The following is a 23,718-nucleotide window of genomic DNA, read 5'->3' on the forward strand; positions in this document are numbered from 1 at the left end:
AACAGTGACCACTGGGCGTTGACGGTTAAGAGGTAAGCGAGTGTTATAGTCTATAGCTTGCACAATCGGAGCCGGATGGCCTTGCAACGACCACCGAATGCGATTATCTGTCAAACAAAGGAGATGTTATGAGCAGTCCGTTTATCGAACAGATCAAAGTACGTCGTACCATCTATGCCCTGGGCGACCAGGTGTCTCACACGCCGGAGCAGCTGACGGCCCTGATCCAGGATGCCATCAAGCACAGTCCCTCCTCTTTCAACTCCCAGAGCTCCCGCGCCGTCATACTGTTTGGCGCCCAGCACCACAAGCTGTGGGATATCGTCAAGGCCGAGCTGAAGAAAATCGTGCCACCGGACGCCTATGCCCAGAGTGAAACCAAGGTAGATGGCAGCTTCCGCGCAGGGTTCGGCACAGTGCTGTTTTTCGAGGATACGGATGTCATCAAGGATCTGCAGCAGAAGTTTGCGCTGTATGCCGACAACTTCCCCATCTGGTCGGAACATGCCACCGGCATCGCCCAGTTTGCGGTCTGGACCACCCTGGCCCAGGAGAAAGTTGGCGCCTCCCTGCAACACTACAATCCGCTGATCGACGAAGCGGTACGCAAGGAGTGGGACCTGCCCGCCAGCTGGCTGCTGCGCGCCCAGATGCCTTTTGGCAGCATCGAGCAACCGGCTGGCGACAAGACCTTCATGGATGATGCAGTGCGGTTTCGCGTCTTCAAATAACCCGGACCCCACATCCGCTTCAAGCCCCCGCTGGTCGGGGGCTGCTTGTTTCCAGACGTCCGTCAGGTCAGCAGGCCAACCTGCAACATACCTTTCTCGTCTACCTCCACACTCACCTGACGCCAATCTTGGATCACGGCTATGACGGCCGGATCCAGCAACCGCTTGCCTCCGACCTGCACCACGGCGCAGCCGGCTCGCAGGGCGCTCTGTATGCCAGCCGGTGCATCCTCGAACACCAGACAGTTGGCAGGGGCAACCCCGAGCCGCTCGGCCCCCAGCAGATAGGGTTCGGGGTCCGGCTTGCCATGAACCACATCCTCCGCTCCCACCAGCAGGGTAGGTAGCGGCAAACCGGCACTCTCCAGCCGATGGCGGGCAACCCTCTGGCTGGCGGAGGTAACCAGCGCCCAGCGCTCGGCTGGCAAGCGGCTCAGCAGAGCCCGGCTGCCCATGATGGCCTCACCGCGCCCGGTGTGATGGATCTCCAGCTCATCGAGCAGGGCGACCTCCTGCGCCATGTCCAGCTGCGGTGCCAGGGCCCGGATCACCTCCCGCGAGCGCAAACCGTGGCACATCGCCAGCACGGGCTCAGGGGCCAGCTGATGACGTCGGCACCAGAGTCGCCACACGGTTTCTACCTCGTCGGTGGAGTGAACCAGGGTGCCATCCATGTCCAGCAACAAGGCCGCAGCCCGTAGGGTGAGCCGGGTCATGACGAAGCCCCAGCCAGCACATTGCTGAAGGCCCGCTGCTGGGCACTCTGCTCATAACAGGCCAACGCCTGCTCGGCATTGCTCGCCCACACTTGCAAAGGCCCGACGACAAAGCCTTGTTGCAGCAGGCTGGCCAGCAGTTCACCCGTCTCCGGCGCAGCCAGTGGCTGGGCCATCACCAGGGTTCCCTTGATCAGAAACAGGTAGCGTTCGGTAGACATGATATGGCTCCTTGTTGCACGTCAGAGCGGGCAAGTGGCCCGTAACGAGACCATTAGAACAAGGCAGTTAGATAATTTATAATCAATTAATCGCCACATTGGATAACCAAACGGAATGAAATTCGACTTGAGGCAACTGCAGGCATTCGTGATGCTGGCCGAGACCACCAACTACCGGGAGGCTGCCAGCCGGCTGTTTATCACCCAGCCGGCGCTGACCAAGCAGATCCAGGGGCTGGAGCTGGCCCTTGGCAGCACCCTGTTCAACCGGGGTCGCCATGGCGCCCAACTGACCGCCATCGGCACCCAGCTGCTCACCCAGGCCAGCGCACTGGTCGAGCACGGCAGGGGATTTGAACGCCATGCCCTGGCGCTGGCGAGCGGCATTGCCGGACGGCTCAAGATCGGCTTCGGGCTGTCCAGCTTTGCGCTGGCTCCTTCGCTGGTCGCCCGCTTCAAGCAGCAGGTACCCGATGTGATGGTACACATGCAAGACATGACCTCAGCCACCCAGCATGAGCGTCTGCTGTCGGGTCAGTTGCAACTGGGCTTTATGCGCAGACCACAGGCACCTCAATTGCAAGAGTACAGATTGCTGACCGACCGGCTGGTGCTGGCCGTTCCCAGCCAGATGACGGGGCCGGATCCGGCCACCTTCGACGTTGAGTGGGCCCTCGCCAACCAGCCCCTGCTGCAAATGGTCGGCCATCGTTGTCCTGGGCTGAGCCAGCAGATCGCCAGCTTCCTTGGCGCCAACCGGCTGACCGCCATAGTCCAGGAAGCAGAGGATATACAGACACTGGTCGCGTTGGTGGCCGCCGGGATCGGCAACGCCATACTGCCACGCAGCGTCAGCTTTATCGCGGGCCAAGGCGTCACCCTCTACCCCTTGTCCGGGCCAAAGTCAGAGTGGGAAATCAGTCTGGTCTGGAATTCCGAGTTTGCCGACCCTATTCGCGATCGATTCCTGCAACTGGTCATGGCGGCACATCCCACACCTCAGCCGGCAGAGTCAGAAGGGATAAAGCCTCGCCACGGTCCCATTATCGAATGTGGCGTTCACTCAAGGGTTGGGTAATGAGGGACAAGCCACGCTGTGGCAGCGGTTCTTCCCCTCCTTCTTGGCCGTGTAGAGAGCCATGTCGGCAGCGGCCAGCAGCTCATCTTCCGAGACCAGCACCCGCTCCGGAAGCTGGGTAGCAATGCCGATACTGGCGCTGAGCCGGGCATCGCCCAGCTCATTCATACTCAACTCCTTGATCCCGAGGCGAATCGCCTCCCCCATCCCCAAGGCTGCCTCCTTGCCGGTATTGCCGAGTACCACCGCAAATTCATCGCCCCCTAACCGGCTTGGCAGATCCGCAGGCCGCTGGCAAAAGGCGCTGAGCAGGTGACCCACCTGCCGCAAGAGCTCATCTCCAACCTGATGGCCGAAGTGATCGTTGCACGCCTTGAAGTTGTCCAGATCGAGCATGATGAAAGAAATGGGCGTGCGCTCCCGCATGCTGCGGCGCCACTCGTTATGCAGAAAACTGTTGAACAGGCGCCGGTTGGCAAGACCTGTCAGGGGATCATGCTGGGAGAGGTGGGTCACATCCAGCTCCAGCAACTTGCGCTCAGTGATATTGATATGGGTGATGGTATAAAACTCGACATCCACCCCCAGTACGGGGGAGACCCGCATCATGAACCAGCGCTGTATATCCGGGCTGTGGCAGGGATACTCCAGATGGAAATGGTCCTGTTCGCCACAGAGCACCCGGCGGATCCCCTCTGCCGCCATCAGCACCAGCGGCTCGACGGCGCTGTCGAACACCCGCAGGTAGTTGATACCCAGCCAGTCATACCCTTTTGGCATGCCGTTTTGCTCGGCAAACCGGTTCCAGGCGAGGTTGGTGTAGTGGATAACCCCAGCCCGATCAATCACGGCGATCTGGTCTTCCAGCGAGTTCAGCAAGGCTGCCAGGTACTGCGCCCGTTCGGAAAAATGAAACAACGAGCCCTGAAAGTAATCCACCATGACCATGATCCTGAAAAATAATAAACGGCATATACGGCAACAAACGAGTCAGCACTAGAAGTAAAGCCGCCATCCGTCACCTTGCCAACATAAGGTGGCGCCAACGAACAGACAGGGCATGGCCCAGTATTACCCTATCCGATATGGTGCATCAGCATGAAAAGAGCGGTGGATATTCGCAGCGGCAATCGGGCAGGCCAGCCTCAGTGGCCACACCACTGCCGTTCACAGGGCACCCCATCCCCCTCTCCGTCCATTTTGGTGTTCGGGCAATGTCGCAAGAACCAGGTAGCCTCCTCGCAAGAGGTCATCTGGGAGCAATACTCACGACCATCGCACTGATAGCTGAGAGCAGAGGTCTGTGGCGTGCTACGGGAGGCACTGCCTTCATCACCGATGAAGGAGGAAACCGGCAAGGGGACCACAGAGTCGGTCGAAAAACGGGAGTAGAGGGAGAACAATCCCACCACCAGCAGCAGGGGGATCAATTTGCCACGCCAGCTGCTCTTGTGGCGATAGGCGGGGCGAGGGCGGGATCCGGGTCTGGGTGATGCTGGTTGTGGCGATCGGGTGCAGGTCTCTCTGCCGAGCCGGGGGGATGCCGAAGGTGGATTGAACCCGTCCGCCAGCGACAGGGGCCTGTCGGGAAAGAACACCTGCACGGCTCTGGGCTTGTCATCCTTGCCAGTGCCTAGCTGGTAGGAGACGCGCTCCCCGACGTTGGGCAGCGAGCCATCGGATTGCAGGGCCGAAATGTGCACGAACAGTTCGCTCCCTTGCTGCTCGCCCCCCTCCTGCTCCGGCGTGATAAAGCCGAAGCCTCGCGCCTCGTTCCAGCTCGCGATCCGTCCCTGATAACGCATGCCCTCATCCTTGTGGCCATCAATGCTGACACCATGTTGCCCTAAAACGGCGCCAGCTCAACATAGGGATCAGGGGGAAAATCTCAAAATAGTGAGCAAAGACAAGGGATCGAAAAGGTTCTGGCGAATTAACGCACATCACTAAGGCGGTACCATGCCCTCAACCCGATGCGGGTCATACCAGCCCCAGTGCGTAACGTAGCGCCATCTCCTTGAGCGGGCCTGCCTTGTCCGCCAGATTGAGGGCCAGATTGCGAGCCAGCTTGAGCGGTCCTATCTCGTTGCTGAACACACCGTAGAAGAGATCCATCCCCGACTGCATTAAAAGATTGTCGGGGCGGCGGCGGCGCTCGTAACGCTCCGCCAGGGCCAGCTGATGCCAGTCGGCACCGGCTTTTGCCAGCAACCCGGTCCAGCAGGCCACATCCTTGAAGCCAAGGTTGACCCCCTGCCCCGCCAGCGGGTTGATGGTGTGGGCGGCATCGCCGAGCAGCACTACCCGACCGGCGTGATAGTCATTGGCGTGGCGCCGCACCAGCGGGAAACTCCCCTTGGCCGTGACGGTGAAGCCGCCGAGCCGGGCCGGAAAGTGGCGGCGCACCTCCTCCCCCAGCTTCTCATTGCTCATGGCCGACAAGGCGCGAATGCGGGCGGGATTGTCATACCAGACCAGGGAGCCGTGCTGGCCGGGCAGCGGCAGGAAGGCGCGCGGGCCACTCGGGGTAAATTGCTGCCAGGTGATGTCTTCCTGCGCAAACTCGGTGTCGATGTTGATCAGCATGCAGTGCTGGCGATATTCAAAGCGGGACACGCCTATGCCAGCCAGCCGGCGCATCTGGGACTCGGCACCATCGCAGGCCAGCACCCAGCGGGCGCAAAGCTCTGTGCCGTCGTCCAGTGTCAGTACCGCCTCATCCGCGCTCTGACGCAGGCTCATCACCGCTGTCGGTGTGTGGGTCTGGATGTTGGGAAAATCCTCCATCCTCTTGAGCAGAGCCAGCTGCACCAGCCGGTTCTCTATGATGTAGCCAAGCTGGGGCAGGCCGAGATCGGCCGCGTTGAAACGGGTGGCAAAACCGTCCAGCTCCCAGGTCTCCAGCCGGCGGTAGGGACAGAGTCGCATCTGCTGCAGGTGCGACCAGGCTCCGGCCTGATCCAGCATCGCCACCGAGGCCTGACTGATGGCGGAAACCCGCAGATCCAGCGGCTGCTCGGGGGCGTATTGCTCGGGCAATTGGGTCTCAATGACCCGAATGGAGAGACCCTGTGCCGCCAGCAGACAGGCGGTGGCGGCGCCGACCATGCCAGCGCCGACGATGGCGATATCACACTGTTCCATAACTTGATTCCTGAAAAGGGACGCACCGGACCAGAGTAGGCGGGGCCGGACCGAATGGGGACATGATACCGCAAGGGACCGGCAGAAACAGTGAGGCAAATTGCGAATTGCTGCGCCAAATCAAGGAGAAAGCCCATACCCATACGGACAGGCTCCGGGGCAAAGCCCCCCATGGCGGGCTGGATATTAGCTAGGCAGTATCCAGATTGCGGAGTAAAATGCCCGGTCCTTTGACCATGCCGATTTCAACACAAGTCAAGAGAAGCAATGAGCAAGAAACTTCACATTAAAACCTGGGGTTGCCAGATGAACGAGTATGACTCGTCCAAGATGGCCGACCTGTTAGATGCCAGCAATGGCTACACGCTGACCGAAGAGCCCGAAGAGGCAGATGTCTTGCTGCTGAATACCTGCTCCATTCGCGAAAAAGCACAGGAGAAGGTGTTCCACCAGCTGGGCCGCTGGAAAAAGCTCAAAGCAAACAAACCCGGTCTGGTGATCGGCGTGGGTGGCTGCGTGGCCTCTCAGGAAGGGGAGAACATTCGCAGTCGCGCCCCCTATGTGGATATCGTCTTCGGTCCGCAGACCCTGCATCGCCTGCCCGCCATGATCAAGCAGGTCCAGGAGGGCCGTGGTGCCCAGGTGGACATCGCCTTCCCCGAGATCGAAAAATTCGACAGTCTGCCGGAACCCCGCGCCGAAGGTGCCACCGCCTTTGTCTCCATCATGGAAGGCTGCTCCAAATACTGCTCCTTCTGCGTGGTGCCCTACACCCGCGGCGAGGAGGTGAGCCGGCCGATGGATGACGTGCTCTACGAAATCGCCCAGCTCGCCGAACAGGGCGTGCGCGAGGTGAACCTGCTGGGCCAGAACGTCAACGCCTATCGGGGCCCGACCTTTGATGGCAGCATCTGCTCCTTCGCCGAGCTGCTGCGCCTGGTGGCCGCCATCGACGGCATAGACCGCATTCGCTACACCACCAGCCATCCCATCGAGTTCACCGACGACATCATCGAGGTCTACAAGGACACGCCGGAAGTGGTCAGCTTCCTGCACCTGCCGGTGCAGAGCGGTTCGGATCGCATCCTGACCATGATGAAGCGCCCGCATACCGTGCTGGAGTACAAGTCCAAGATCCGCCGCCTGCGCGCCGCCCGTCCCGACATCACCATCAGTTCCGACTTTATTGTCGGCTTCCCGAACGAGACGGACGAGGATTTCGAGGCCACCATGAAGCTGATCGAAGAGATCAACTTCGACATGAGCTTCAGCTTCATCTATAGCCCGCGTCCCGGCACGCCGGCCGCCGACATGCCAGACGACGTCGACATGGAGGTGAAGAAGGTCCGTCTGGCTCGCCTGCAGCATGTCATCAACAACCAGTCGATGCAGATTGGCCGTGCCATGCTGGGCTCCACCCAGCGCATCCTGGTGGAAGGGCCCTCCAGGCTCGACCCTATGCAGCTGTGTGGTCGCACCGAGAACAACCGCGTGGTCAACTTCGAAGGGGCACATACCCTCATCGGCGGCTTTGCCGATGTGGAGATCACAGAGGTACGCCCCAACTCACTACGCGGTCGTTTTATCCGCGGTGAGGATGAGATGAACCTGCGCATCGCCACTGCGCCCCGCGAGATCCTGGCTCGTCGTCCCGACAATGTGCCCGATGCCCTCGGCGTGGCCGCCTTCACTCCCCACTAATCTCTTCGTGCCCATCTGGCCTTGCCGGATGGGCACTGCGTCAAGACGAGGATATTTTGAGCCGACACATAGCGACCCTGAATCTGCATCTGGAGCCCGCCGACAACCAGCGCCTTGCCAGCCTGTGCGGCCCCTTCGATGACAACATCAAACAGCTGGAGCGCCGTCTCGGCGTCGAGATCAGCTACCGTGACAACCACTTCCAGTTGCTGGGCAAACAGGCCCAGGTGGATGCGGCGGCCGTCATCCTCAAGCACCTCTATGTGGAAACCCAGCCCCTCAAGGGCGGCAAGGTGACCGACATAGTGCCCGACATGGTGCACCTGGCCATTCAGGAGTCGCGGGTGCTGGAGCAGGATGACGAACCGGCACCAAGCATCCCCTATGGCAAGGAAGTAACGGTCAAGACCAAACGCGGCCTCATCAAACCACGCAGCCCCAATCAGGCCCAGTACATCGCCAATATCGTCAGCCACGACATCTGTTTCGGCATAGGCCCGGCCGGTACCGGCAAGACCTATCTGGCTGTGGCAGCGGCGGTGGATGCGCTGGAGCGTCAGGAGATCCGTCGCATACTGCTGACCCGTCCTGCGGTGGAAGCGGGTGAGAAACTCGGCTTTCTGCCCGGGGACCTCTCCCAAAAGGTCGACCCTTACCTGCGCCCGCTCTACGACGCCCTGTTCGAGATGCTGGGGTTCGAGCGGGTCGAGAAGCTGATGGAGCGCAACATCATCGAAGTGGCGCCGCTCGCCTATATGCGCGGTCGCACCCTCAATGATGCCTTCATCATCCTGGATGAGGCCCAGAACACCACCACAGAGCAGATGAAGATGTTCCTGACCCGCATCGGCTTCAACTCCAAGGCGGTAGTGACCGGTGATATCACTCAGGTGGACCTGCCACGTAGCGCCAAATCAGGTCTGCGCCACGCGCTGGAAGTGCTGCAAGGTGTCGATGGCCTGTCGTTCAACTTCTTTGAATCCAAGGACGTGGTTCGCCACCCAGTGGTGGCCCGTATCGTGCAGGCGTACGAAGCGTTCGATGCCAAACTGGCAGACGAGCAGGCGGCCAGCAAATCCCATAAGGAGAGTGCCCAATGAGTGTGACCCTGGATCTGCAACTGGCCTGCGCGGACACCGACGGTCTGCCCGGCGAAGCACAGCTGCAAGGCTGGCTGGACGGCACCATTCTCGGCTTCCAAGAAGAGGCCGAAGTGACGGTGCGTATCGTCGACGAGGCGGAGAGCCGCGAGCTCAACCTCACCTATCGCGGCAAGGACAAGCCCACCAATGTGCTCTCCTTCCCGTTCGAGGCGCCACCCGGCATGGAACTGCCGCTGCTCGGCGATCTCGTCATCTGCCGCCAGGTGGTAGAACAGGAGGCTACCGAGCAGAACAAGCCGCTGGAAGCACACTGGGCCCACATGGTTGTGCATGGCAGTCTCCATCTGCTAGGTTATGACCATATCGAGGATGACGAGGCCGAGGAGATGGAACAGCTGGAACGTGACATCATGCAGGAACTCGGCTTTGCCGATCCTTATCTGAACGACGAAGAGTAAAGGACGGGATAGTCATCGCCTTGAAACAGCCGATGGCCATCCTTACATACCCAAAACAATTCCAAATGTGTTCAAGCGAGTAACCAAGAGAAAAAATGACTGACGATCACCCTAGTACCGGCTCGCCGAAGAAAACCTGGCTCGACAAACTCAGCCAACTCTTCCAGGGCGAGCCAAGAGACCGCAACGATTTGGTGGATGTGATAGCGGATGCCGAGGAGCGCGATCTCATCGATCAGGACACCAAGGACATGATTGAAGGCGTACTCGAAATAGCCGAGTTGCGCGTTCGCGACATCATGATCCCTCGCTCCCAGATGGTCACCATAGAGAAGTCCCAGCCGGTGGACGATATCTTGCCCGTGATCATAGAGTCAGGTCACTCCCGCTTTCCGGTGATCAACGAAGACAAGGATCATGTGGAGGGCATACTGCTCGCCAAGGATCTGCTGCCGTTCGGTTTTGGCGGCCACCATGCCAGCGAGCCGCTGCAGCTGGAAAAAATCCTGCGCCCGACCGTGATAGTGCCCGAGAGCAAGCGGGTCGATCGCCTGCTCAAGGAGTTTCGCGAAGAGCGCTATCACATGGCCATCGTCGTGGACGAGTTTGGCGGTGTCTCTGGTCTCGTGACCATTGAGGACATACTGGAGCTCATCGTCGGCGAGATCGATGACGAGTTCGACGATATCGAAGATGAGCCGGACGAGATCCGCCGCATCAGCAAGCGGGTCTTCGCAGTCAGTGCCCTCACCGAGATCGAGGATTTCAACGACTTCTTCGGCACCCAGTTCAGCGATGAAGAGGTGGATACTGTGGGCGGTCTTGTGATGCACGCCTTCAGCCACCTGCCGAAAAAGGGTGAGGAGATCGAGTTGCAAGGTTACCTGTTCAAGGTGATGCACGCCGACCGGCGCCGCCTGCAACAGCTGCAGGTGAAGATCCCCGACAACCATGTCGCGGCCCAGTCTGAAGCGCAATAAGTCGCTCTGACGCCCTGTAAGCCTCACGCAGCTATCTTGCCGTGAAGCATCAGCGCCCCGCTCGTCGGGGCGCTTGCCGTTTGGTGGCAGGGCAAGATGCCGGCCCTTGACACTACCGCCCTCCCTTCCCCCGAGTTAGCAGTGCCTGTCGCCCATTTCCAGCCCGACTTTTTGCTTGAACAGGCCCAGGCTGCCGGGAGGCTCGCCGTTAACCGCATTTACAGGTTAAGATACCGGCCAATCAACCTGTTATCGTCCAATCCGAGCCTGCATAGTCCGTGAAATCATCGCCCGTGAAATCAAAACTCCTGACCAGTCTGTTTGCCATGGCATCCGGCGCGCTCGCCGTCCTGGCCTTCTCGCCGTTCGACTACTGGCCTCTGGTCATCCCTTCCCTGCTAGGTCTCTACGCGCTGCTGGACAAGGCCAATCCCAAACAGGCGGCCTGGCGCGGTTTTGGTTATGCCATGGGTCTGTTCCTGCCGGGGCTATGGTGGATCCATGTCAGCATGACCATGTTTGGCGGCATCATGCTGCCGGTCGCCTTCGTATTGCTGGCAGGACTCTCGGCTTATCTGGCACTCTATCCGGCCCTGGCCTGCTGGGCCTTTGCCCGCTTCTTCAGTGGCCGTCACTGGAGCCGCTGGCTGCTCGCCTTCCCGGCGCTCTGGCTAGTGGCTGACTGGCTGCGGGGCTGGGTGATGACAGGCTTCCCCTGGCTCTGGTTTGGTTACAGCCAGATCGACGGGCCGCTCAAGGGCTTTGCCCCCATATTGGGGGTGCAGGGCATCACGCTGGCACTGCTGCTGTCGACGTCCGCCCTCTGGCTGGTGTGGCAGAACCGCAAACCCGTCTGGCTGCTGGTGCCCCTTGCACTGATCAGTGCCGCCCATGGACTGATGCAGCTCAACTGGGTGACCCGGGGCGAGCCGGTCAAGGTAGCTCTGGTACAGGGCAATATCGCCCAGTCCCTCAAGTGGGATCCGGAGGCCCTGGTACCGACTGTGCGCACCTATCAGGATCTCAGCCGCGAAAATCAGGATGCCGACATCATCATCTGGCCGGAATCGGCGATCCCGGCCATCGAGAAAGAGATGGGCAACTACCTGGAGAGCCTGGACAAGGCGATGAAGGTGAACGATACGGGTCTGCTGGCAGGCATAGTCCACTACGATTTCGAGCAGCAGCGCTTCTTCAATACGGTGCTTGGCATGGGAGTGCAGGACGCTGACGGCAAGGAGGCGTATCACTATGAGCACAAGAACCGCTATTACAAGCACCACCTGCTGCCTATCGGCGAGTTCGTGCCGTTTGAGGATCTGCTGCGCCCCATAGCCCCCTTCTTCAACCTGCCCATGTCCTCCTTCAGCCGGGGGGACGAACAGCAACCGAACCTGATTGCCAAGGGGCTCAAGTTTGCCGCCGCCATCTGCTACGAGATCATCTTCCCCGAAGAGGTGCGCCGCAATGTACAGCCTGATACCGACTTCCTGCTGACCGTTTCCAATGATGCCTGGTTCGGCACCAGTATCGGCCCCTGGCAGCACCTGCAGATCGCCCGCATGCGCGCCCTCGAGCTGGCACGCCCGCTGCTGCGGGGCACCAACACTGGCATCACTGTCGTCACCGAGATTGACGGCAGCATCATTGGTCAGATCCCGCAGTTCGAAGCCGGGGTGCTGCGCGCCGAGGTACGTCCCGCCCACGGTTCCACCCCCTACCTGCGCTTTGGCGACTGGCCGCTGTACGGCATGACGGCCCTGCTGCTGGGGCTCGCGCTGGCGTTGCGTCCACGTGCCCATCCCTGGGCCCGTGAACTCTGATCCGGTACGTTCCGACACCTGTACATCAACAAAAGAGGCGCCCCATGGGGCGCCTCTTGCCATTTCATTTCGCTAGTTGATGGTATTCAGGGCGAGAGCGGCTCGCGGTGATATTCGTGGCCACCACATTCGGGGCAGGTATCGAGTGGTTGAGGGTGCAGCACTGTATGGCGCCAGCCGCACTGCTCGCACACCATGACGCCGAGTCCCACCCAGTCTCCCGCTTCGTACACCCCTTTGTGTTCCAGCTCGTCGGCCAGCTCGCGCCACTCCACCTGGGCGCGGTCGGTCACATCCGCCAACCAGGACCAGGCGGTGTCTTTGAGGGCCAGCATGAAGGCAGACTCCTCCACGGCCTCATCGCTGCGTGCTTTATCATCGTTGCGGCTCAGCTCATAGTTGCCCAGATCCCGCTTCACGTATTCGGCGATCAGCGCCAGCTCATCCTGGGTCAGGTCGCTGGCGGCCTCGAGATAGGCCTGCACCTTGGCGATCATCCGGTTGAGGCGCTCCCCCTGGAACTGTTCGGTCTCCTGCCATTGCTTTTGCAACTCTGCAATGAAGGCTTCGTACCCTTTTTGACGTTTGTCCATGGTCGTTACTCCTCTACTGAACCCTGATCATGCCCGGCATAAGGCCTGACGGATGCTGGCGGTTGTTGCCGCCGCTGGATATGGGTATTCTATTGCGATTTCCCAGCTGATTTATCTATTCATTTCACAGATCCGGATGTCACCAATGCAAGAGCAATACGTTCCCCAATCGATCGAACCAGCAGTGCAAAAGCACTGGGATGCCAAGAAAACCTTCAAGGCCGTGGAGAAAGTAGACAAGGAGAAATTCTACTGCCTGTCCATGTTCCCCTATCCGTCTGGTCGTCTACACATGGGGCACGTTCGTAACTACACCATAGGTGATGTGATCTCCCGTTATCAACGCCTCAATGGCAAGAACGTGCTGCAACCCATAGGTTGGGATGCATTCGGTCTGCCGGCGGAGAACGCCGCGGTCAAGAATAATACCGCACCGGCACCCTGGACCTACGAAAACATCGAATACATGAAGAACCAGCTGAAGATGCTGGGGCTGGGTTATGACTGGGATCGCGAGCTGGCGACCTGCAAGCCGGATTACTACCGCTGGGAGCAGTGGTTCTTTACCAAGCTCTACGAAAAGGGTCTGGTCTACAAGAAGACCTCCTCCGTCAACTGGTGTCCGAACGACATGACGGTGCTGGCCAACGAGCAGGTGGTCGACAACTGCTGCTGGCGCTGTGACACCCCGGTGGAGCAAAAAGAGATCCCCCAGTGGTTCATCAAGATCACCGACTACGCCGAAGAGCTGTTGAACGACATCGACAATCTGGAAGGCTGGCCGGAGATGGTCAAGACCATGCAGCGCAACTGGATTGGCCGCTCCGAAGGGGTCAACATCAGCTTCGCCATCGAGGGTCAGGCTGAGCAGCTGGAGGTCTACACCACCCGTCCGGATACCTTCATGGGCGTCACCTATGTCGGTATCGCTGCCGGTCACCCGCTGGCGCTGCAGGCTGCTGCCACCAATCCGGGACTGGCTGCCTTCATCGAAGAGTGCAAGAACACCAAGGTCGCAGAAGCGGAACTGGCCACCATGGAGAAGAAGGGCATGGCCACCGGCCTCTATGCCATTCACCCGCTGGATGGCCGCAAGGTACCGGTCTGGGTCGCCAACTTCGTACTGATGAACTACGGTACCGGCGCCGTGATGGCGGTTCCGGGTCACGACCAGCGTGACCATGAGTTCGCCACCAAATATGGCCTCGACATCAAGGCGGTGATCAAGCCTGCCGATGGCGAGGTGGATGTGAGCGACGCCGCATACACCGAGAAAGGCGTGCTGTTCGCTTCCGGCGAGTTTGACGGCCTCGACTTCCAGGGCGCTTTTGACGCCATCGCCAACAAGCTGGAAGCCCTCGGCCACGGCAAGCGCACCGTCAACTTCCGTCTGCGTGACTGGGGCGTCTCCCGTCAGCGTTACTGGGGTGCCCCCATCCCCATGCTGACCCTGGCTGACGGCACAGTAGTGCCGACTCCGGAAGATCAACTGCCGGTACTGCTGCCGGAAGATGTGGTGATGGATGGCATCCAGAGCCCGATCAAGGCCGACGCCGAGTGGGCCAAGACCACTTACAACGGCCAGGAAGCGTTCCGGGAAACTGACACTTTTGACACCTTTATGGAGTCCTCCTGGTACTACGCCCGCTACTGCTCTCCGGACTACGACAAGGGCATGCTGGACCCAGCTGCTGCCAACCACTGGCTGCCGGTGGATCAGTACATAGGCGGCATCGAGCACGCCTGTATGCACCTGCTCTACGCCCGCTTCTTCCACAAGCTGCTGCGTGACGCGGGTCTGGTCAACAGCGACGAGCCGTTCAAGCGCCTGCTCTGCCAGGGCATGGTGCTGGCCGACGCCTTCTACTACAAAGACGAGAAGGGCGGCAACGTCTGGGTCAGCCCGACCGACGTCAAGGTAGAGCGTGACGAGAAGGGTCGCATCACCAAGGCCATCGACAACGATGGTCGTGAAGTGATCCACTCCGGCATGACCAAGATGTCCAAGTCCAAGAACAACGGCATAGACCCGCAGCTGATGGTCGAGCGTTACGGCGCAGATACCGTCCGTCTGTTCATGATGTTCGCCTCCCCGGCCGAGATGACCCTGGAGTGGTCCGACTCCGGCGTGGAGGGCGCCCAGCGCTTCCTGCGTCGCCTGTGGCGTCTGACCTTCGAGCACGTCTCTGCGGGTGCCGTTCCGGCACTGGATGTGGCAGCCCTCACCAGCGAACAGAAAGCCGTTCGCCGCGAGCTGCACAAGACCATCGCCAAAGTGAGCGATGACGTGGGTCGCCGTCAGACTTTCAACACCGCCATCGCCGCCATCATGGAGCTGATGAACAATCTGGCCAAGCTGGGCTCAGACGAGCAGGACCGCGCCCTGATGCAGGAAGCGCTGGAGACCGTGGTGGTCATGCTCTCCCCCATCACCCCGCACATCGGCTTCGAGCTGTGGAAGATGCTGGGCAAGGGCGACGACGTGGATCACGCCACCTGGCCGGTGGCCGATGAAGCGGCCATGGTCGAGACCGAGAAGCTGGTAGTGGTGCAGATCAACGGCAAGATGCGCGGCAAGCTGACCGTACCGGCCGAGATCAGCCAGGCTGATGTCGAGAAGCTGGCAATGGCCGATGCCTCTGTGCAGAAGTTCACCGACGGTCTGACAGTGCGCAAAGTTATCTATGTACCGGGCAAGCTGCTCAACATTGTCGCTAACTAATGGTGGCAAGGCCTCTCCCCTGCACTCCTTTTGTTATGGGAGGGAGCTCCTTGCTCCTTCCCCCTTGCAAACAAGCAGGTCGGGAAGGGGTCAGCTGACCGTTGCCAATTATGATGACGGCGGGCAGACGCCCGCCGCTCTTCACTTCACGCAAAGAGGATTTCATATGGGCACCACCCTCACTCGTTGGATGGCCATCGCACTGATGGGCTTGCTGTTGCAGGCCTGCGGTTTTCAGATGCGGGGCACCGCCATCCCGCCCGAGTTGATGACCATGAAGGTGGTCGGTGACAACAAGAGCGACTTCTACCGTCTGGTGACCACTCGTCTCAAGGCCGCTGGCGTACAACTCGCAGACAAGGAGGGCATCCCAGTGCTCACTCTGGCTGGCGTGCGCAACACCAGCCAGATTGCTTCGGTCGATTCCATCGGCCAGGCTCGCGAGTATTTGCTGGGCTACAGCACCCAGTTCACCGTCTCCATGCCGGGCAAACCGACTCAGGTGTTTCCCATCACCTTCAACCGTAGCTTCCTGAACAAACCGGACGCGGCACTGGCCTCCTCCCGTGAGCAGGAGCAGCTGGGCAAGGAGATGCAGGAGCAAGCCGCCAGTCTGGTCATCCGCCAGCTGAGCCAGGTCAAGTTCTGATGCGAGCATCTTGATGAGAGTCGACCCCGAGCAGTTCGCGGACCATCTCAAAGCAGGGCTCAAGCCCTGCTATCTCGTTTTTGGCGACGAGCCTCAGCTCAATTTTCAAGAGCAGGCCATCGCCCCTGCGACCCACCGACTCAACCAGGCCAAGTTCTGATGCGGATCTATCCCGAGCAGTTTGCGGATCATCTCAAAACAGGGCTCAAGCCCTGTTACCTCATCTTTGGTGACGAGCCTCTGCTGAAGCTAGAGGCTATCGACGCCATCCGTCAGGTCGCCCGCAAGCAGGGTTTCGACGAGCGTCATACCTTCGTGGTCGAGGCGGGGCTGGACTGGAATCAGGTCTACGATGCCTGCCAGGCCATGAGCCTCTTCTCGGCCCGCCAGATCATAGAGCTGGAGCTGCCGGCCAAGGTCGACAAGGATCTCGCCGCCCGCATCAGCGAGATTGGCAAGCAACTGCATCCGGATCTGCTGCTGGTGCTCAGCGGTGGTCGCCTCAACCAGACCCAGATGAAGGCAGCCTGGTTCGACAAGCTCAGCCAGGGCGGTACCTATGTGCCGGTCAATCACCCCGAGCCCCGCTTCTTTCCACGCTGGATGGGGGCCCGTTTCCAGCGTTTCGGCCTCAAGGCGCTGCCCGATGCCATCAACTTCATGTGTCACTCTTACGAGGGCAACCTGCTGGCCGCGAGCCAGGAGATAGAAAAACTGACCCTGCTGGCGCCGCCCCAGCCCATCAGCGTCGCCTATCTGCAAGAGACCATCATACGTCACGCCCACTTCACGCCATTCCAGCTCATCGATACCCTGCTGGAAGGCAAGGTAAACCGGGCACAGCGCATTTTGCTGGCCCTGCGCGCCGAGGGCACAGAGCCCGGTATGCTCTCCTGGGCCCTGTGCCGGGAGCTGGAACAGCTCACCGAGCTGGCCCTGGCTGCCAGAGCCGGCCAGCCGCTGGTGGAGCACTTCTCACGCCTGCGCATCTGGCAGAGCCGCCAGCAATTGATCCAGCAGGCGCTGACCCGGTTGCCCTTCACCAAGTTGCAGCAGTTGTGGCAACTGATGGCCCAGCTTGACGACGCCTTGCGTCGCTTCGACACCGAACGGGCCTGGCTGATGTTGCAGACCCTCGCCCTCGGTTTTCGCGATGGCACTCCCCTGCCTTTGCTCGAGCCAGCATCATGATGAGCTCGCCGCCAGACCTGAAGAAACGAAGTGGCCCTGTTGCCACCAAACCATTTGACGACGCGGGGGCAAGGTCATGCTGAAAGCACCCATCGGCCTGCTGGGCGGCACCTTCGACCCCATCCATATCGGCCATTTGCGGCCGGCCATCGACGCGCGCGACGCACTGGGGCTGGCCGAAATCCGCCTGATACCGAACCATATACCGCCCCACAAGGCCAATCCCTTCTGTTCGAGCGAGCAGCGCCTCGCCATGGTCAGACTGGCGGCGGCGGAAAATCCGGGGTTTGTAGTGGATGAGCGGGAGCTCAAGCGGGACAAGCCGTCTTACACCATAGATACCCTGATGGCGCTGCGGGAAGAACTGCCCGATACCCCGCTCTGCTTTCTGATGGGGATGGATTCATTGCTCACGCTGCCAAGCTGGCATCGCTGGCAGGCACTGCTCGATTACGCCCACCTCGTGGTGAGCGTGCGCCCCGGCTGGCAACCTGACTACCCGACCAAGGTGGCCGAGCTGCTGGCACGCCATCACACCACGGATGCCACCGCGCTGCACCGGCGCCTTGCCGGCCATATCTGGCTGGCAGACAATCTGCCCATAGCGCTGTCGGCAACCCGGCTCAGAGAGCTGCTGGCGGCGGGACAGGATCCCCGTTATCTGCTGCCAGCCTCTGTGGCCGATTACATCCGGCAACAGGGCCTCTACCAGGCGGACTGAATGCAACTGGTGCCGACTATTGTCCGGGCCGGTTGCGCACTATATTGATCAACAGGGGCCTGGTTTGCCGACCCGGCATGGCCCCCGCTCCACTCCCCTTCTCCAGACTGGGAAACGGGAGTGACCATGATATAATCCGCCGCCCTGACGTAAGTAGCAGGGCCCCGGAATACAGGAGAGAATCATTGCAAGGCCAAGAACTGCAAGCCTTTATCGTCGACAAGATCGATGACATGAAAGGCCGCGACATCATCACCCTCGATGTGCGCGGTCAATCCAGCATCACGGACACCATGATCGTCTGTTCCGGCAACTCCAGCCGCCACGTCAGCGCCATCGCTCACAATCTGGCCAGCGAAGCTCGTCATGCGGGGCTCGACCTGCTGAGCGTGGAAGGCCAGCTCACGGGTGAATGGGTACTGGTGGACCTGGGGTCCGTGATAGTGCACGTGATGCAGGATGAGTATCGCGATTTCTACCAACTGGAAAAACTCTGGAGCGGTGCCGCTCAAGTGAATGCGCAATAGGGCACAAGTGTAACAAACGATGAAGATCCAGTTGATTGCAGTGGGCACCAAGATGCCTGCCTGGGTAGAGCGTGGCTTCGAAGAGTACCGTCGCCGTTTTCCCAAAGACATGCCATTCGAACTCGTCGAAATTGGCGCCGGAAAACGCGGTAAAAATGCCGACATTCCCCGCATCCTGCAAAAAGAAGGGGAAGCCATGCTGGCCGCTGCCGGCCGCTCGCGTCTTGTGACTCTGGATATCCCTGGCAAACCCTGGACCACGGAACAACTCGCCGTGCAACTGGAAGCCTGGAAACTGGATGGCCGCGATGTGGCCCTGCTGGTGGGAGGCCCGGAGGGCTTGTCGCCGGAGTGCAAGGCCGCCGCCGAACAGAGCTGGTCGCTGTCGCCGCTGACCCTGCCCCATCCGCTGGTACGGGTGCTGGTGGCCGAGAGCCTCTATCGCGCCTGCAGTATTACCACCAATCATCCGTATCACAGGGAATAACCCATGGGGTTTTTGTCTTCTCCCTTCGTCAGCCATAAGGTAGCGGCATGCTGAAGAATCGCATCGAAATGCGCGACCACAGCGCCGAAGGCCGCCTCTTCTTCCGACGCACCCTGGTCGCCTACATCGGCATGGTGGTGCTGATGCTGGTGTTGCTGGGCAATCTCTATTATCTGCAGGTCGAGTCCTTCGAAACCTATCAGACCCGATCCAACGACAACCGGATCCGGGTTGTGCCTGTGGCGCCGCCGCGTGGCCTCATCTATGACGCCAATGGCGTGCTGCTGGCGGAAAACCGCCCGGTTTACAGCCTGGAAATCGTGCCGGAAGAGACCCGGGATCTGGACAAGACCGCCGACGAGCTGATCACCCTGCTGGCTCTGCCAGAGGGGACCAAGGAGAAGTTCCTGGCCGAGGTCAAGCGTCAGCGCCGCTTCAAGCCGGTCCCCCTGTTCGAGAAGCTGACCGAGTATCAGGTCGCCCTCTTCTCGGTCAACCAGCACAACTTCCCGGGCGCCAGCATCGAGGCTTACCTCAAGCGTTACTATCCGTTTGGTGACACCCTCACCCATGCGCTGGGCTATGTGGCCAAGATCAACACCCAGGATGAGGCTCGCCTCAAGAAAGAGGAAAAATTAGCCAACTATGCCGCCACCAAAGACATCGGCAAGCAGGGGGTGGAGAAATTCTACGAGGATCAGCTGCACGGGGTAGCCGGTTATCAGGAGGTCGAGGTGAACAACCGCGGCCGGGTGGTGCGTACCCTCAAATTCCAGCCGCCCGAGCCTGGCAAGGACATCTACCTCAACATCGACATCCGCCTGCAACTGAAGGCTCAGGAACTGCTGGCCGGTCGCCGGGGCGCCATCGTCATGATGGATCCCAATACGGGCGCCATCCTGGCCATGGAGTCGAGCCCCAGCTATGACCCCAACCTGTTCGTGACCGGCATCTCCAACACCAATTATTCGGCGCTGCTCAACGATCCGGCACGCCCGCTGGTGAACCGTACCACCCAGGGAATCTATGCACCCGCCTCCACCGTCAAACCCATGATGGCGGTAATGGGGCTGAACGAAGGGGCCATCACCGCCAACTATCGCTACTTCGGCGGCCCCAGCTTCTCCATTCCGGGCACCACCAAGAAGTTTCGTGACTGGCGCAAATGGGGTCACGGCTGGCTCGATGTCTACCGCGCCATCGAGGTATCTGCGGATACCTATTTCTACGATCTCGCCTATCGGGTCGGTATCGACAAAATCCACAGCTATATGACCAAGTTCGGCTTCGGCCAGTACAGTGGCGTGGATCTGTATGAAGAGACCCGAGGTGTCATGCCGTCCCGCGACTGGAAGATGGCACGCTGGCGCCAGCCCTGGTATCAGGGGGACACCATCTCCATCGGCATAGGTCAGGGCTACTGGAGCGCCACGCCGATCCAGCTGGCCAAGGCCACCAGCATACTGACCCAGAACGGTCACGATGTGACGCCACACCTGCTCAAGAGCACGGCCTCGCAAGAGGGCGTGGTCAATGCCCCCGTCAACCCCAATATCGCCCTTCAGGCCAGGAGTGACAGCTACTGGCAAGTGGCCAGGGATGGCATGTGGCGCGTCATCAACGGCCATGAAGGAACCGGGCGCCGCGCCTTTGCCAACACCCCCTATAAAGCCGCGGGCAAGTCAGGTACCGCTCAGGTGGTAGGCATGAAAGAGAACCAGGTCTACAACGCCAAAGCCATGAAGGTGGAGCACCGCGACAACGCGCTGTTCGTCGCCTTTGCCCCCTTTGATGCGCCCAAGGCCGTGGTGGCCCTGGTGCTGGAAAACGCCGGTGGTGGCAGTAGCATGGCAGCGCCCGTTGCGCGCCAGATGCTGGATGCCTATTTGGTACCGCCTGAGCCCCAGCTGCCACCGGCTCCCAAGCCGTCGTCCCCACAGAGCGAGGTCGTTCCCCATGAGTAATTCCTCACGGCAGCAGAGTCTCTGGTACAAACTGCACATCGACCTGCCCCTTTTTCTCGGCCTGCTGGCCCTGATGTCCCTCTCCATGGTGGTGCTCTACTCCGCCTCCGGTCAGGATGTGGATTCCATAGTGCGCCAGCTGGTACGCGGCGGCTTGGCCTTCGGCCTGATGATAGGCCTGGCCCAGTTGCCTCCCTCACTCTATGCGCGCTGGTCGATCCCCCTGTTTGTGGTCGTGGTCTTGCTGCTGATCGCGGTGGACGTATTTGGCCACATCGGCAAGGGGGCACAGCGCTGGCTTGATCTTGGCTTCATGAAGTTCCAGCCCTCTGAGGTGATGAAGCTCTCCATGCCCGTCATGGTGGCAGCCTGGCTCAGTCGCCACTCCCTGCCTCCCAAATTCAGCCATGTGATCATTGCGCTGCTGATGGTGTTGCTGCCGACCCTGCTGATCGCGGCTCAGCCCGATCTCGGCACCTCCATACTGGTGGCCGCTTCCGGCTTCTTCGTCATCTTCTTGGCGGGGATCAGCTGGTGGCTGATTGCTCTGGCGGTGATGCTGATCTGCGCCTTCATGCCGGTACTCTGGTTCTTCCTGATGCACGACTACCAGCGCCAGCGGGTACTGATGCTGCTAGACCCCGAGAAAGACCCCCTGGGTCGGGGCTATCACATCATACAGTCCAAGATAGCGATCGGTTCGGGTGGCGTGTTTGGCAAAGGCTGGCTGCAAGGCACCCAGTCCCAGCTGGAGTTTCTGCCCGAACGCCACACCGACTTTATCTTTGCGGTCTTCAGCGAAGAGTTCGGACTGGTGGGCGTGGCTCTGCTGCTGGTCATCTATCTCTACATCATCAGCCGCTGCCTGTTTATCTCCATGCAGGCCCAGAACAGCTTCGAGCGTCTGCTCGGTGGCGCCCTGACCCTCACCTTCTTCGTCTATGTGTTCGTCAACATGGGCATGGTGAGCGGCATACTACCTGTGGTGGGGGTGCCACTGCCGCTGGTGAGCTATGGCGGCACCTCAATGGTGACCCTGATGGCCGGCTTCGGCATTCTGATGTCCATCCAGACTCACAGAAGGCTGCTGGCCTGATGAAATCATGGTGGCTGGCACTCGCACTGTGCTCGCTGGCAGCGAACGCGACCGTTTCGCCCGAGCGACTGAGCCTGCTGGCGGAGCAGCAGCAGGTGCCGCTGGCAGCATTGCAGGATGCTGCCGCCAAGGCGCGGTTGCGCCAGGAGATCCTGGACACTATCAGCCGCCCTTGGGAAGCCAAACCCTGGCATCGCTATCGACCGCTGTTTGTGACGCCAAGCCGCATTCAGGACGGGGTCAGCTTCTGGCAACGCCATGCCGATGTCCTGGCGCGGGCCGAGCAGACCTATCGTGTGCCCGCCGCCCTCATCGTCGCCATCATAGGCATCGAAACCTTCTATGGCCGCCAGATGGGCCGCCACTCAGTGCTCGACAGTCTCTACACCCTGGGCTTCCACTATCCGGAACGCAGCGACTTCTTTGCCAAGGAGTTTGCCCAGCTGGTGCTGCTGGCAGAGGAGGAACAGTGGCCCCTCACCACTCTCAAGGGATCCTATGCCGGTGCCATGGGAATGGGGCAGTTCATGCCCTCCAGTTATCGCCACTACGCGGTCGACTTTGACGGCGCTGGGGCGAGTCTGCCGTCGAGCCCGCCTTGATCGGTCTGGCCCCCGTCAGTACCCTGCTCAGACCCGAGCCTGAACTCAAGCAGCAGTGGGCAGAGCTGGCCGCCGCCGGCATTGAAGTCGCCACGCAGCTGGCGCCACAGACGCCGGTGAAGTTGCTGGCATTGGAACAGGCCGATGGACCGGAATACTGGGTCGCGCGCCACAATTTTTACGTGATCACCCGCTATAACCGCAGCCCTCTCTATGCGATGGCGGTGCATCAACTCAGTCAAGCAATCCAGGAAGCGTATGCATCAGAGCCACAAATTTCTCCCGCTCAGCCTGACCTTGTTGTTGGCCGCCTGTAGCAGCCAGCCGGAACAACTCCCCCTGCCGCAGGCTCCCATGCCCCAGGAAAAACCCCAGGTCATAGAGATACCACAAGCCACGGGGGCCATTCCGCGCCCCGAGCCCCTGAGTGCCAGCGGCAACCGTGACTACTGGATTGGCAAGCAGAAGAACGAGGTGTGGCGCGACATCAAGCACTATACCGAAGAGGGTACCGCCAGCTGGCTGGCCCCGGATCTGGACGGTCAGAAGACCGCCAACGGCGACGTGCTGGACAGCAAACTGTTCAGCGCCGCCCACCGCAATCTGCCGCTGCCCAGCTATGTGCGGGTCACCAACCTGAGCAACGGGCTGGAAACCATAGTGCGAGTCAACGATAGGGGTCCCTTTGGCAGTGATCGTCTCATCGATCTCTCCTACGCTGCCGCCAAACAGCTGGATATGATCGATAGCGGTGAAGCGAGAGTCCGGTTGGAGCTTATCAACGACACACCGGATCAGATGATGATCATTGAGCCGATGAAGCCCATCGCAATGACCCCGACGGCCGCAGCAGCGCCCAAGACGATATCGCAAGATGGCTTCCTGGGTGAACCGACCGCGCTGGCGATGGCAACCCCTGCTGCTGCCGCGCCCGTCAAAGCCCCGGCAGCCAAACCGGCACCGGCCAAGGCAGCCGCCCCCGCCAGCAATGGCGACGGCAAGATGATCCAGGTGCTGGCCAGTGGATCCAAAGAGAGAGCCGAGGCCATGGGCAAGGTGATGACCCAGCGCTACGGCGTGCCGTATCAAGTGGTGACACACAATGCCCTCTTCCGCGTCCTGCTGGGCCCGGTCGCCGCCAATCAGCAGGCCACCCTGCTGGCACAGATCCGTCAGGGGGGGCTGGAGCAAGCCTTTATCGTCCCCTGAGC

The 23,718-nt window shown here is 60.4% G+C and carries 23 protein-coding genes and 1 pseudogene; 18 read left to right on the plus strand and 6 right to left on the minus strand.

The genetic code is table 11. The annotated features are described in order from the left end of the window. Positions 1 to 128 precede the first annotated feature (128 nt). On the plus strand, positions 129 to 731 hold the full coding sequence (locus tag AXW79_RS08730) for a nitroreductase family protein (protein WP_005317295.1): 603 nt from the start codon (positions 129 to 131) through the stop codon (positions 729 to 731). A 62-nt stretch (positions 732 to 793) separates the two neighbouring features. On the opposite strand, the gene AXW79_RS08735 is transcribed toward AXW79_RS08730, so the two are convergent. Together AXW79_RS08735 and AXW79_RS08740 are read right to left on the minus strand one after the other, a co-directional pair. Beyond that, positions 794 to 1,447, minus strand: coding sequence for an HAD-IA family hydrolase (locus tag AXW79_RS08735; RefSeq protein ID WP_005317302.1), 654 nt, complete (start codon positions 1,445 to 1,447; stop codon positions 794 to 796). Next, positions 1,444 to 1,668, minus strand: coding sequence for a hypothetical protein (locus tag AXW79_RS08740; RefSeq protein ID WP_005317304.1), 225 nt, complete (start codon positions 1,666 to 1,668; stop codon positions 1,444 to 1,446). The genes AXW79_RS08735 and AXW79_RS08740 overlap by 4 nt, the downstream gene beginning before the upstream one ends. Before the next feature lie 115 nt (positions 1,669 to 1,783). Here AXW79_RS08740 and AXW79_RS08745 point away from each other — a divergent pair, with 115 nt between their 5' ends. Beyond that, positions 1,784 to 2,746: a LysR family transcriptional regulator gene (locus AXW79_RS08745; protein WP_005317306.1), complete on the plus strand. Its 963-nt coding sequence runs from the start codon at positions 1,784 to 1,786 to the stop codon at positions 2,744 to 2,746. Here AXW79_RS08745 and AXW79_RS08750 read toward each other — a convergent pair. The 3 genes from AXW79_RS08750 to AXW79_RS08760 all read right to left on the minus strand — a co-directional run bounded on the left by AXW79_RS08750 (position 2,732) and on the right by AXW79_RS08760 (position 5,890). Next, positions 2,732 to 3,688 carry a sensor domain-containing diguanylate cyclase gene (locus AXW79_RS08750; RefSeq protein WP_005317308.1) on the minus strand — a complete coding sequence of 319 codons (957 nt, stop codon included), beginning with the start codon at positions 3,686 to 3,688 and terminating at the stop codon, positions 2,732 to 2,734. The two genes, AXW79_RS08745 and AXW79_RS08750, sit on opposite strands and share 15 nt — an antisense overlap. 203 nt (positions 3,689 to 3,891) lie before the next feature. After that, complete coding sequence (locus AXW79_RS08755; RefSeq protein WP_005317310.1) at positions 3,892 to 4,551, minus strand: cold shock domain-containing protein; 660 nt, start codon at positions 4,549 to 4,551, stop codon at positions 3,892 to 3,894. Between the two features lie 175 nt (positions 4,552 to 4,726). Next, on the minus strand, positions 4,727 to 5,890 hold the full coding sequence (locus tag AXW79_RS08760) for an FAD-dependent monooxygenase (protein WP_005317312.1): 1,164 nt from the start codon (positions 5,888 to 5,890) through the stop codon (positions 4,727 to 4,729). A 267-nt stretch (positions 5,891 to 6,157) separates the two neighbouring features. On the opposite strand from AXW79_RS08760, the gene miaB reads away from it, so the two are divergent. From miaB to lnt, 5 genes are all read left to right on the plus strand, one after another. Further along, positions 6,158 to 7,591 (plus strand): tRNA (N6-isopentenyl adenosine(37)-C2)-methylthiotransferase MiaB, encoded by a 1,434-nt coding sequence (gene miaB, locus AXW79_RS08765; RefSeq protein ID WP_005317314.1) that lies wholly within the window; start codon positions 6,158 to 6,160, stop codon positions 7,589 to 7,591. Positions 7,592 to 7,647: 56 nt separating this feature from the next. Continuing rightward, the gene (locus AXW79_RS08770; protein WP_005317316.1) at positions 7,648 to 8,691 is read left to right on the plus strand and encodes a PhoH family protein; all 1,044 of its coding nucleotides are present in this window, start codon (positions 7,648 to 7,650) and stop codon (positions 8,689 to 8,691) included. Next, positions 8,688 to 9,152, plus strand: coding sequence for an rRNA maturation RNase YbeY (ybeY, locus tag AXW79_RS08775; RefSeq protein WP_005317318.1), 465 nt, complete (start codon positions 8,688 to 8,690; stop codon positions 9,150 to 9,152). The genes AXW79_RS08770 and ybeY overlap by 4 nt, the downstream gene beginning before the upstream one ends. A gap of 95 nt (positions 9,153 to 9,247) precedes the next feature. Continuing rightward, positions 9,248 to 10,132, plus strand: coding sequence for a CNNM family magnesium/cobalt transport protein CorC (corC, locus tag AXW79_RS08780; protein WP_005317320.1), 885 nt, complete (start codon positions 9,248 to 9,250; stop codon positions 10,130 to 10,132). 278 nt (positions 10,133 to 10,410) lie between these two features. Then, on the plus strand, positions 10,411 to 11,955 hold the full coding sequence (lnt, locus tag AXW79_RS08785; RefSeq protein ID WP_011898444.1) for an apolipoprotein N-acyltransferase: 1,545 nt from the start codon (positions 10,411 to 10,413) through the stop codon (positions 11,953 to 11,955). 86 nt (positions 11,956 to 12,041) lie between these two features. On the opposite strand, the gene AXW79_RS08790 is transcribed toward lnt, so the two are convergent. Further along, entirely contained in the window at positions 12,042 to 12,548 is a 507-nt protein-coding gene (locus tag AXW79_RS08790; protein ID WP_005317324.1) for a zinc ribbon-containing protein, read from the minus strand. Between the two features lie 145 nt (positions 12,549 to 12,693). Between AXW79_RS08790 and leuS the strand changes: the two genes are divergently transcribed. From leuS to AXW79_RS08845, 11 genes and pseudogenes are all read left to right on the plus strand, one after another. After that, on the plus strand, positions 12,694 to 15,270 hold the full coding sequence (leuS, locus tag AXW79_RS08795) for a leucine--tRNA ligase (protein ID WP_005317327.1): 2,577 nt from the start codon (positions 12,694 to 12,696) through the stop codon (positions 15,268 to 15,270). A 166-nt stretch (positions 15,271 to 15,436) separates the two neighbouring features. Next, positions 15,437 to 15,919 carry an LPS-assembly lipoprotein LptE gene (locus AXW79_RS08800; RefSeq protein WP_005317329.1) on the plus strand — a complete coding sequence of 161 codons (483 nt, stop codon included), beginning with the start codon at positions 15,437 to 15,439 and terminating at the stop codon, positions 15,917 to 15,919. 13 nt (positions 15,920 to 15,932) lie between these two features. Continuing rightward, positions 15,933 to 16,079, plus strand: a complete 147-nt coding sequence (locus AXW79_RS08805; RefSeq protein WP_005317332.1) for a hypothetical protein — start codon at positions 15,933 to 15,935, stop codon at positions 16,077 to 16,079. Then, positions 16,079 to 17,110, plus strand: a complete 1,032-nt coding sequence (gene holA, locus AXW79_RS08810; protein ID WP_005317335.1) for a DNA polymerase III subunit delta — start codon at positions 16,079 to 16,081, stop codon at positions 17,108 to 17,110. The genes AXW79_RS08805 and holA overlap by 1 nt, the downstream gene beginning before the upstream one ends. 76 nt (positions 17,111 to 17,186) lie before the next feature. Next, positions 17,187 to 17,831, plus strand: coding sequence for a nicotinate-nucleotide adenylyltransferase (gene nadD / locus AXW79_RS08815; protein WP_005317337.1), 645 nt, complete (start codon positions 17,187 to 17,189; stop codon positions 17,829 to 17,831). Positions 17,832 to 18,016: 185 nt separating this feature from the next. Further along, positions 18,017 to 18,358, plus strand: coding sequence for a ribosome silencing factor (gene rsfS / locus AXW79_RS08820; protein ID WP_005317340.1), 342 nt, complete (start codon positions 18,017 to 18,019; stop codon positions 18,356 to 18,358). 19 nt (positions 18,359 to 18,377) lie between these two features. Beyond that, a complete protein-coding gene (gene rlmH / locus AXW79_RS08825; protein ID WP_005317343.1) occupies positions 18,378 to 18,845 on the plus strand; it encodes a 23S rRNA (pseudouridine(1915)-N(3))-methyltransferase RlmH in 468 nt (155 codons plus the stop codon). A 47-nt stretch (positions 18,846 to 18,892) separates the two neighbouring features. Continuing rightward, entirely contained in the window at positions 18,893 to 20,809 is a 1,917-nt protein-coding gene (gene mrdA / locus AXW79_RS08830) for a penicillin-binding protein 2 (protein ID WP_005317346.1), read from the plus strand. Further along, on the plus strand, positions 20,802 to 21,905 hold the full coding sequence (gene rodA / locus AXW79_RS08835) for a rod shape-determining protein RodA (RefSeq protein WP_005317349.1): 1,104 nt from the start codon (positions 20,802 to 20,804) through the stop codon (positions 21,903 to 21,905). Before mrdA ends, rodA begins: the two co-directional genes overlap by 8 nt. Continuing rightward, positions 21,905 to 22,824, plus strand: a pseudogene (locus AXW79_RS08840) (lytic murein transglycosylase). The gene rodA and the pseudogene AXW79_RS08840 overlap by 1 nt, the downstream one beginning before the upstream one ends. Next, a complete protein-coding gene (locus AXW79_RS08845) occupies positions 22,766 to 23,716 on the plus strand; it encodes a septal ring lytic transglycosylase RlpA family protein (RefSeq protein ID WP_011898443.1) in 951 nt (316 codons plus the stop codon). Before AXW79_RS08840 ends, AXW79_RS08845 begins: the two are co-directional and overlap by 59 nt. Positions 23,717 to 23,718: the final 2 nt, after the last annotated feature.

The sequence above is a fragment of the Aeromonas salmonicida subsp. salmonicida genome (assembly GCF_001643305.1).
GTDB classification, from domain to species: Bacteria; Pseudomonadota; Gammaproteobacteria; order Enterobacterales; family Aeromonadaceae; genus Aeromonas; species Aeromonas salmonicida.